This window comes from Streptomyces sp. NPDC111520 (assembly GCF_055635295.1).
On record NZ_JBVKBW010000004.1, the window covers coordinates 356,933 to 368,161 of the forward strand.

1 protein-coding gene is annotated in these 11,229 nt (G+C 74.0%); it reads left to right on the top strand.

Annotated elements, in window-relative coordinates:
• The first annotated feature begins 24 nt into the window (after positions 1-24).
• Entirely contained in the window at positions 25-11,220 is an 11,196-nt protein-coding gene (locus ACZ7MY_RS11795; protein ID WP_499601207.1) for a type I polyketide synthase, read from the top strand.
• Positions 11,221-11,229 lie beyond the last annotated feature (9 nt).

The window sequence follows — 11,229 nt, forward strand, 5'->3', positions numbered from 1 at the left end:
GATTCCCCAGGGGGTGACGTTCCGGTGACCAGCGCGAACGAAGAGAAGCTTCTCGAAAACCTGAAGTGGATGACGGCCGAGCTGCGCCGGTCCCGCCGCCGTGTCCAGGAGATCGAGGCCGACGCCGCCGAGCCCATCGCCATCGTGGCGATGAGCTGCCGCTTCCCCGGCGGGGTCAGGTCGCCGGAGGACCTGTGGCGACTGGTCGACGAGGGCGGCGACGCCATTTCCGGATTCCCCGCCGACCGCGGCTGGGACGTCGAATCCCTCACCGGTTCCGATCCCGACCGCAAGGGTGCCTTCTACAACACCGGCGGTGGATTCCTCGACGACGCGACGCTCTTCGACCCCGCGTTCTTCGGGATATCGCCGCGCGAGGCGCTGGCGATGGACCCGCAGCAGCGCCAACTGCTGGAGGTCACCTGGGAGGCGTTCGAGCGAGCCGGCATCGACCCCTCGACCGTGCGCGGCAGCCGTACCGGCGTCTACGTCGGTGCCAGCGCGATGGGATACGGAGCCGACCTCAGGGAGGTCCCGGAGGAGCTGGAAGGGCTGCTGCTGACCGGCGGCGCCACCAGTGTCCTGTCCGGCCGCGTCAGTTACGTCTTCGGGCTCGAGGGCCCGGCCGCCACCGTCGACACCGCGTGCTCGTCCTCCCTCGTCGCCCTGCACCTGGCGACCCAGGCGCTGCGCCAGCGCGAGTGCTCGCTCGCCCTGGTCGGCGGTGTGTGCGTGATGCCCAACACCGACGTGTTCGTCGAGTTCAGCCGTCAGCGCGGCCTGGCCCCGGACGGGCGCTGCAAGTCCTTCGCCGCCTCCGCCGACGGCACCGGATGGTCCGAGGGCGTCGGCGTGCTGCTGGTCGAGCGGCTGTCCGACGCGCTCCGCTACGGTCACCCGGTGCTGGCGGTGGTGCGGGGCTCGGCGGTCAACCAGGACGGTGCGAGCAACGGCCTGACGGCACCGAATGGCCCGTCCCAGCAGCGCGTGATCCGTCAGGCCCTGGAGAACGCCCAGCTCTCCGCCGCCGAGGTCGACGTCGTCGAGGCCCACGGGACGGGCACCCGCCTCGGGGACCCGATCGAGGCGGAGGCCCTGCTGGCCACCTACGGTCAGGATCGCCCCGAGGGCCACCCGCTGCGCCTCGGTTCGCTGAAGTCCAACCTCGGCCACACCCAGGCGGCCGCCGGTGTCGCGGGCGTCATCAAGATGGTCATGGCGATGCGGCACGGCGTGCTGCCGCAGACCCTGCACGTCGACGAGCCCACCCCCGACGTCGACTGGTCGGCCGGGGACGTCGCCCTGCTCACCGAGCGGATGCCGTGGCCCGGGACGGGCGCACCGCGTCGCGCCGCCGTGTCGGCCTTCGGCGTCAGCGGCACCAACGCCCACACGATCATCGAGCAGGCCCCGGAGCCCGAGCAGGCCCCGGAGCCGCAGCCCGTCGCACCGGCGCGCGTGGTGCCGTGGCTGCTGTCGGCGAAGGGGCAGGAGGCTCTGCGCGACCAGGCCCGCCGCCTGTCCGCGTACGTGGACGAGCACACCGGGCTGCGCGCCGTGGACGTCGCCCACTCGCTGGCGCAGGGACGTGCCGCGTTCGCGGACCGTGCGGTGGTCGTGGCCGGGGATCGCGCGGGCCTGCTGGCCGCGCTGAACGCACTCGCCGACGGCGACCCGGCCGCCGGTGTGGTGACGGGGTCGCCGGCCGAGGGCAAGGTGGCGTTCCTGTTCACGGGGCAGGGGAGTCAGCGACTGGGGATGGGGCGGGAGCTGTACGACGCCTATCCGGTGTTTGCCGATGCGCTTGATGCGGTGCGTGAGCGGCTGGGTCTGGATGTGCTGTTCGGGGATGACGCGGAGGCGTTGGACCGGACGGAGTTCGCGCAGCCGGCGTTGTTCGCGGTGGAGGTGGCGCTGTTCCGGCTGCTGGAGTCATGGGGCGTGAAGCCGGACTTGCTGTCCGGGCATTCGGTGGGTGAGATCGCCGCCGCGCATGTGGCCGGGGTGCTGTCGCTTGAGGACGCGTGCGTGCTGGTCGAGGCTCGTGGGCGGTTGATGCAGGCGCTGCCGGGTGGCGGTGTGATGATCGCGGTGCAGGCGTCGGAGGACGAGGTCCTGCCGCTGCTGAACGAGCGGGTGAGCATCGCAGCGGTCAACGGGCCGCAGGCGGTCGTGATCGCGGGCGACGAGGATGCCGCTGTCGCGATCGTAGAGGTGTTCCCGGACCGTAAGTCGAAGCGGCTGACGGTCAGCCATGCGTTCCACTCGCCGCACATGGACGGCATGCTGGACGCGTTCCGCGAGGTCGTGTCCGGGCTGACGTTCGCAGCCCCGCGCATCCCCGTCGTCTCCAACCTGACCGGCGCCCTGGTCACCGACGAGATGTCCTCGCCCGACTTCTGGGTGCGGCACGTTCGCGAAGCCGTCCGCTTCTTGGACGGCGTCCGCGCCCTGGAGACCGCCGGCGTCACCACGTACCTGGAACTCGGCCCCGACGGCGTGCTGTCGGCCATGGCGCAGGAGTGCCTGACCGGCGAGGGCGCGGCCTTCGTCCCCGTCCTGCGCAGGGACCGGTCCGAGGCCGAGACCGCCACCTCCGCGCTCGCCCACGCCCACACCCGGGGGATCGCGGTGGACTGGGCCGGGTACTTCGCCGGGACCGGCGCCCGGCGCGTCGATCTGCCCACCTACGCCTTCCGTCGGCAGCGCTACTGGATCGAGCCGCCGGTCCCGGGCATCGGGGACGTGCGTGCCGCCGGGCTGGAGGCCGTCGATCACCCCCTGCTGGGCGCGACCGTCGCCCTCGCCGACGGCGAAGGGTTCCTCCTCACCGGCCGCCTCTCCCTGGACACCCACCCCTGGCTCGCGGACCACACCGTCTGGGGCTCCGTGATCCTGCCCGGCGCGGCCGTCGTGGAACTGGCCGTACGCGCCGGTGACCAGGTCGGCTGCGACGTGCTGGAGGAACTCACCCTCCAGGCCCCGCTGGTGCTGCCCGAGCGCGGCGGCGTGCAGGTGCAGATCCACGTGGGCGCACCGGACGCCGACGGCACGGGTCGGCGCACGTTCACGCTCGCGTCCCGCGTCCAGGACGGCGCCGGCGACGAGCCGTGGGTGCGGCACGCCGACGGCGTCCTCGCCCGGGGTGCCGCGCGCCCGGACTTCGAGTTCACCCAGTGGCCCCCGGCGGGCGCCGAACCCGCCGAGTCGGACGACCTCTACGACGTGCTGGCCGGGCTCGGCATGGGCTACGGGCCGGTGTTCCGCGGTCTGACGGCCGCGTGGCGGCGCGGGGAGAGCGTCTACGTCGACGTCGCGCTGCCCGAGGGGTCCGCTCCGGCCGCGCGGGACTTCGGCCTGCACCCGGCCCTGCTCGACGCCTGTCTGCACGCGCTGGCGCTGGGCGGGCTCGGCGGTACCGTGGGAGTGGGACGCCTGCCGTTCGCCTGGACCGGGGTCACCCTGCACGCCGCCGGCGCCGAGGCGCTGCGCGTCCACGTCGCGCGCACGGGCACGGACGGCATACGTCTGGAGATCGCCGACACCTCCGGCGCACCCGTCGCCACCGTGGACGCCCTCGCCCTGCGCACCGTCTCGGCGGAGCAGGTGCGCGTCGCCGAAGCGGCCCACCTGGAGTCGCTGTTCGGCGTGGAATGGTCGCCCGTTACCGTTGGGCGCGGTGAGGGCCCGCAGGGACGGCGCTGGGCCGTGCTCGGCCGGGACGAACTGGGCCTGGCCTCCACGGGTGCGGAGGTGGTGGAGTACGCCGATCTTGCCGCGCTCCGCAAGGCGTTGACGGCAGGGGAGCCGAGCTTCGACGCCGTCTTCGTCCACCTGCCGGCGACGGATCACGACGATGTGGCCGACGGGGTGCATTCGGCCGTGCGGGGTGCGCTGGCGACCGTGCAGGAGTGGCTCGCGGACGAGCGCCTCGCGGACGCGCGGCTGGTGTGGCTGACGTCGGGTGCCGTGACCACGGTGCCCGGTGGCGCGGTCACGGATCTCCCGGGCGGCGCGGTGCGGGGACTTCTGCGCTCGGCGCAGTCGGAGCACCCCGACAGCTTCGTGATGGTCGACCTCGACGGCGACCCCGCCTCCGCGCGGGCGCTTGCGGCCGCCCTGGCCAGCGGCGAGCCGCAACTCGCCGTCCGCCGAGGCATGGTGCAGACGCCCCGGCTGGCGCGGGTCCCCGCCACGACACCGCTGACCCCGCCGGCGGACACCAGCGCCTGGCGCATGGACATCCGGGACAGGGGTACGGTCGACAACCTCGTGCTCGTCCCGAGTCCGGAGTCCGAGGCGCCGCTGGCGCCCGGTGAGGTGCGCGTCGCCGTCCGAGCGGCCGGCCTGAACTTCCGTGACGTCCTGAACGCCCTGGGCATGTACCCGGGTGACGCGGGCCTGATGGGCGTTGAGGGTGCGGGCCTGGTCGTGGAGACCGGTCCGGGTGTCACCGATCTCGCCCCCGGTGACCGTGTGATGGGCATGCTGCCGGGTGCGTTCGGGCCGTTGGCCGTTGTCGACCGGCGGATGGTCGCGCCGATGCCGGAGGGCTGGACGTTCGCCGAGGCGGCGTCGGTGCCGATCGTCTTCATGACGGCGTACTACGCGCTGCACGACCTTGCCGCACTGCGCGGCGGTGAGTCCGTTCTCGTGCATGCGGCAGCGGGTGGTGTCGGCATGGCCGCCGTCCAGCTGGCCCGCCACTGGGGCGCCGAGGTGTATGCCACCGCGAGCCCCGGCAAGTGGGACACCCTGCGCGGGCTGGGTCTGGCCGACGATCGCATCGCCTCCTCCCGCACCCTCGACTTCGAGGACGCTTTCCGCGCCGCGACCGGTGGGCGGGGTGTCGACGTCGTTCTGGACTCTCTGGCACGGGAGTTCGTGGATGCTTCGTTGCGGCTGCTGCCGCGTGGCGGGCGCTTCGTGGAGATGGGCAAGACCGACGTCCGCTCACCCGAGGACGTCGCCGCCGCCCACCCCGGCGTCACCTACCAGGCCTTCGACCTGACCGAGGCCGGCCTCGACCGCATCCAGGAGATGCTCACCGAACTGCTGGCGCTGTTCCGGTCCGGTGCCCTGCACCTGCTCCCGGTCTCGGCATGGGACCTGCGCCAGGCCCCCGAGGCGTTCCGTCATCTGAGCCAGGCACGCCATGTGGGGAAGATCGTGCTCACGGTTCCCCGTGACTGGGACCCGGACGGCACCGTCCTTATCACCGGCGGAACGGGTGCTCTTGGTGGACTGGTCGCCCGGCACGCCGTCACCGCGCGCGGCGCCCGCCACCTGCTGCTGACCAGCCGCCGTGGTGAGTCGGCGGCCGGAGCCCGTGAACTCGCGGATGAGCTGCGCGCCCTGGGCGCCGAGGTCACCGTCGCCGCCTGCGACACCGCCGACCGCGACGCACTGGCCGCCCTGTTCGACTCCGTACCGGCCGAGCACCCTCTGACGGCCGTCGTGCACACCGCGGGCGTCCTCGACGACGGCGTCATCGACTCCCTCACCCCGCAGCGGCTCGAGAAGGTCCTGCGTCCGAAGGTCGACGCGGCGCTCCACCTGCACGACCTCACCCGCCGGCTCGACCTCGCCGACTTCGTCGTCTTCTCGGCGATCGCCGCGGCCCTCGGGGCGCCCGGGCAGGCGAACTACGCCGCCGCCAACGCGTTCCTGGAAGGCCTCGCGGAGCAGCGGCGAGCCCAGGGACTCGCGGCCACCGCCCTCGCCTGGGGCCTGTGGGCCCCGCAGGTGGGCGGAATGGCCACGCACCTGGACGATAGCGATCTCCAGCGCATGGCCAGAGACGGCGTGGGCGCCCTCTCGAGCCAGGACGGCCTCGCCCTCTTCGACACCGCGCTGTCCGTCGGCGCGGCCGTGCTCCTGCCGATGAAGCTCGATCTCGGCGTCCTGCGCGGTCAGGCCCAGGCAGGTGCCCTGGCGCCGCTGCTGCGCGGTCTCGTGGGTGCCCCCACGCGCCGGGCCGCGGCCTCCGCCGGTGGCGGCGGAGGGGAGGACGGGCTGCGGGCGCGTCTGGCGGGGCTCGTCCCGGCCGAACGCGACCGTGTCCTGCTGGATCTGGTCCGCAAGCAGGTAGCCGTCGCGCTCGGCTATCCGGGTCCGGCCTCCGTCGAGCCGGGCCGCTCCTTCAAGGAACTGGGCTTCGACTCGCTGACCGCCGTCGAATTGCGCAACCTGCTGGGTGCCGCTACCGGTCGGCGCCTGCCGGCCACCCTCGTCTTCGACTACCCGACCGCCACCGCGCTCGCCGGCCACCTGCGCCAGGAACTCCTCGGCGACGTCACGGACGGGAACGCGGACGGGGTCGGGACCGCCCTCGCGCCGACCGGATCGCGCACGGTCTGCGCAGACGACGACCCCATCGCGATCGTCGCCATGGGCTGCCGCTACCCCGGCGGCGTCCGCAGCCCCGAGGACCTGTGGCGCCTCGTCGAGACCGGCGGCGACGCGATCTCCGGCCTTCCCGGCGACCGCGGCTGGGACACCGCCGAACTCCTCGCCCACGGCGACGCGCAGACCTTCCAGGGCGGCTTCCTGTACGACGCCGACACCTTCGACGCGGACTTCTTCGGGATATCGCCGCGCGAGGCGCTGGCCATGGATCCGCAGCAGCGGCTCCTCCTGGAGACCGCCTGGGAGACGATCGAACGCGCGGGCATCGACCCGACCACCTTGCGCGGCAGCCAGGCGGGCGTCTTCGTGGGAGCCGCGTACACCGGGTACGACGCACAGCTCGAGCGGAACGGCACCGACGGCGTCCTGGGCCATGTCATGACGGGCAACGCGGGCAGCGTGATGTCGGGGCGTGTCTCGTACGCGCTGGGGCTCGAAGGCCCGTCGGTGACCGTGGACACGGCGTGCTCGTCATCGCTGGTGGCGCTGCACTGGGCGGTGCAGGCGCTGCGTAACGGCGAGTGCACCGTGGCGCTGGCCGGCGGCGTGACCGTCATGTCGACCCCGGCCACGTTCAGTGAGTTCAGCCTCCAGGGCGGCCTCTCGCCCGACGGCCGCTGCAAGGCGTTCGCCGCCGCGGCCGACGGCACGGGGTGGGGTGAGGGCGTGGGCATGCTGCTGGTGGAGCGGCTGTCGGACGCGCGGCGCCACGGGCACCCCGTGCTGGCGGTGGTGCGGGGTTCGGCGGTGAACCAGGACGGTGCGAGCAACGGTCTGACGGCGCCGAACGGCCCGTCGCAGCAGCGGGTGATCCGGCAGGCCCTGGCGAGCGCCGGGCTGTCTGCTGCCGATGTGGACGCGGTGGAGGCGCACGGCACCGGCACCCGGCTCGGGGACCCGATCGAGGCGCAGGCCCTGCTCGCGACGTACGGGCAGGGCCGCTCGCCGGAGCAGCCGCTGCTGCTCGGCTCGATCAAGTCCAACCTCGGGCACACGCAGGCCGCGGCCGGTGTCGCGGGCGTCATCAAGATGGTGCTGGCGATGCGGCACGGCGCGCTGCCGCGCACGCTGCACGTCGACGAGCCGACCCCGCACGTCGACTGGTCGACGGGGGACATCGACCTGCTCACCGAGCAGCGGGAGTGGCCCGAGACGGGGCGTCCGCGCCGGGCCGGCATCTCGTCGTTCGGCATCAGCGGCACCAACGCCCACACGATCATCGAGCAGCCCCCGGGCGACGTCGCGGAGGCCGCCGAGGCCCCCGCGCAGGCGCCCGGCCTCCTCCCGTACGTCCTCTCGGCCAGGACCCCCGAGGCCCTGCGCGACCAGGCTCGACGCCTGCTGCCGGTGGTCGAGTCCGGCGCCGCGCCTCTCGCCGACCTGGCCCACTCGGTGGCGACCACCCGGGCGGCCCTCGGCGAGCGGGCCGCGATCGTCTCCGGCGACACCGATGGGCTGAAGACGGCCCTCGTGGCACTCGCCGAGGGACGGCAGGCCCCCGGCCTCGTCCAGGCGACGGTCACCGCCAGCCCGCTCGCGTTCCTGTTCACGGGGCAGGGCAGTCAGCGGCTTGGGATGGGGCGCGAGCTGTATGACACGTACCCCGTGTTCGCCGGGTCACTGGACGCGGTGTGTGCGCACCTGGACCGGCATCTCGAAGTGCCGCTCAAGGACGTGCTGTTCGGGGACGACGCCGATGTCCTGAACCGCACGGAGTTCACGCAGCCGGCGTTGTTCGCGGTGGAGGTGGCGGTGTTCCGGCTGGTCGAGTCGTGGGGTGTGCGACCGGACTACCTGTCCGGTCACTCCATCGGTGAGATCGCTGCCGCGCATGTGGCTGGGGTGTTGTCGCTTGAGGATGCGTGCGCGCTGGTCGCGGCGCGTGGGCGGTTGATGCAGGCGCTGCCGGGTGGCGGTGTGATGATCGCCCTCGAAGCGTCGGAGGGCGAGGTCCTACCCCTGTTGGACGAGCGGGTGAGCATCGCCGCGGTCAACGGGCCGCGGTCGGTGGTCATCGCGGGTGACGAGGACGCCGCGGTCGGCGTTGCGGCGTCGTTCGAGGACCGCATGTCGAAGCGACTGACGGTCAGCCACGCCTTCCACTCGCCGCACATGGACGCCATGCTCGCGGACTTCTGGAAGGTCGCCGAGGGGCTGTCCTACCGGGCCCCGCGCATTCCGCTGGTCTCCAATTTGACCGGTGCCCTGGTGACGGACGAGGTGACGTCGCCCGAGTTCTGGGTGCGGCACGTCCGTGAGGCCGTGCGCTTCCTGGACGGCGTCCGCGCGCTGGAGGCCGCAGGCGTCACCACGTACATGGAGCTGGGCCCGGACGGCGTGCTCTCCGCCATGGCCCAGGACTGCGTGACCGGGGAGGGCGCCGCCTTCGTTCCCGTCCTGCGCAAGGGCCGACCCGAGGCCGAGACGGCCGTGACCGCCCTGGCGCATGCCCACACCCGCGGCGTCACCGTCGACTGGGCCCGGTTCTTCGCCGGGACCGGCGCCCGCCGCGTGGACCTGCCCACCTACGCCTTCCAAGGGCAGCGCTACTGGCCCGAGCCCGCCGTTCCGCGCCCCGCGGCCGACGGCACACGTGACGCGGTGGACGCCCGCTTCTGGGAGGTGGTCGGGAACGCCGATCCCAAGGGCGTCGCCGACGAGTTGGGCATCGACGCCGACCAGCCGCTGAGCGCCCTGCTGCCCGCCCTCTCGCTCTGGCGCCGCGACCAGCAGGCGCGCACCCAGGTGGACGCCCGGCGCTACCGCGTCACCTGGAACCCGTGGCCGAGCGGGAACGGGAACGGTGACGGCACCCCCACCGGTGTCTGGCTGGTGGCCCTCCCGGCCGCCCACGCCGACAACCCCTGGGTGGGTGCCGTGACGGCGCGCATCGAGGCCGGCGGTGCCCGCGTCGTACCGGTCGTGCTCGACTCCGCCGACGCCGACCCGGACGCGATCGCCGCTCGCCTGCGCGGACATGGCGCCGTCGCAGGTGTCCTGTCCCTCCTCGCGCTGGACGAGCGACCCCACCCGCAGCACCCCGGAGTCCCCGTCGGCCTCGCGCTGACCTCCGCGCTCGCCGAGGTGCTGACGGGCGAGGCCGCGGGGGTCGACGGGCCGCTGTGGTGCGTGACCCGCGAGGCCGTCGCGGCCGTCGCCGCGGACGGGCTCACCGGCGCCGCCCAGGCCCACGTCTGGGGACTGGGCCGGGTCGTGGCCCTGGAGCACCCCGACCGCTGGGGCGGGCTCGTCGACCTGCCCGCCGAGTGCGACGAACGGACCCTGGACCGCCTGGCCGCGCTGCTCGCCGGAGCGGGCGACGAGGACCAGCTCGCCGTCCGTGCGTCCGGAACCTTCGTACGCCGCCTGGAGCACGCCGCGGCCCAGGGACCGGCCGCCGCGACCTGGACCCCGCGCGGCACCGTGCTCGTCACCGGCGGCACGGGCGCGCTCGGCCGTCACACGGCCCGCTGGCTCGCCGAGCACGGCGCGCAGCGGCTCGTCCTCGTCAGCCGCAAGGGAGCCGACGCCCCCGGCGCGGCGGACCTCGAGAAGGAACTGGCCGGGCTCGGCGCCGAAGTGACGCTCTCCGCCTGCGACGTCGCCGACCGGTCCGCGCTCGCGGCACTCGTCGATCGGCTGGCCGCCGAGGGCAGCCCGGTACGCGCCGTCGTGCACGCCGCCGGCGTCTCCCAGCCGCCCGGGGCGCACACCGATCTGCCCGGCCTCTCCCACGTCGTGGCCGCCAAGACCGCCGGTGCCGTGAACCTCGACGCGCTCTTCGGCACATCGGACTCCCTCGACGCCTTCGTGCTCTTCTCGTCCATCGCGGGTGTCTGGGGCAGTGGCGGACAGGGCGCGTACGCTGCCGCCAACGCCTTCCTGGACGCGCTCGCCGAGCGCCGCAGGGCCCAGGGCCTGCCCGCGACAGCCGTCGCCTGGGGCCCGTGGGCCGACGGCGGCATGGCGGCCGAGGGCGACGCGGAGGAGCAGCTGCGCCGCCGCGGCCTGCCGCCCATGGCCCCGGCCGACAACCTGCTGGCGCTGGAACGCGCCGTCGCCGCCGACGAGTCGACCGTGACCGTCGCCGAGGTGGACTGGGCGCGCTTCGCGCCCGCCTTCACCGCGGCCCGGCCCCGCCCGCTCGTCGCCGACCTCCCCGAGGTCCGCGACGCGCTGCGCGCCGACCCGCCGGCCGCCGCGGACGGCACCGACGACCCGTCCTCCGAGACGCTCCGGCGCCTCGCCGAACTCACCGGCGAAGACAGGCATGCGGCCCTGCTGGACCTCGTGCGAGAGCACGCCGCCGCGGCCCTCGGACACGCCTCCGCCGACGCCGTGGCCGCCGAACGCGCCTTCAAGGACCTCGGCTTCGACTCGCTGACCGCCGTCGAACTGCGCAACCGCCTGGGTGCCGCGTGCGGGCTGCGGCTGCCCTCCAGCCTCGTGTTCGACTACCCCAACCCCCGCGCCCTCACCGGCCACCTGCTCCACAGCCTCTTCCCCGAGGCCGCCGGCACCACGACCGCCCACCCCGTGGACACCGACCCGCAGGACGCCGAACTGCGCCGGACGCTGGCCACCATCCCGCTGGGCCGGATCCGCGAGGCCGGGCTGCTGGACACCCTGCTGCGGCTGGCCGCCCCGGACGACACACCCGCCGGCGCGGCCGACACCGCCGACCCCGCGGATGCCGCGGACTCCATCGACGCGATGGACCTCCAAGCCCTCCTCGACCTGGCACTCGACGGCCACGGCGACCCTGACGGGTCCCACGGCGGCGCCACCGACGACGACAGCAACCGATCCTGACGTGCCCGA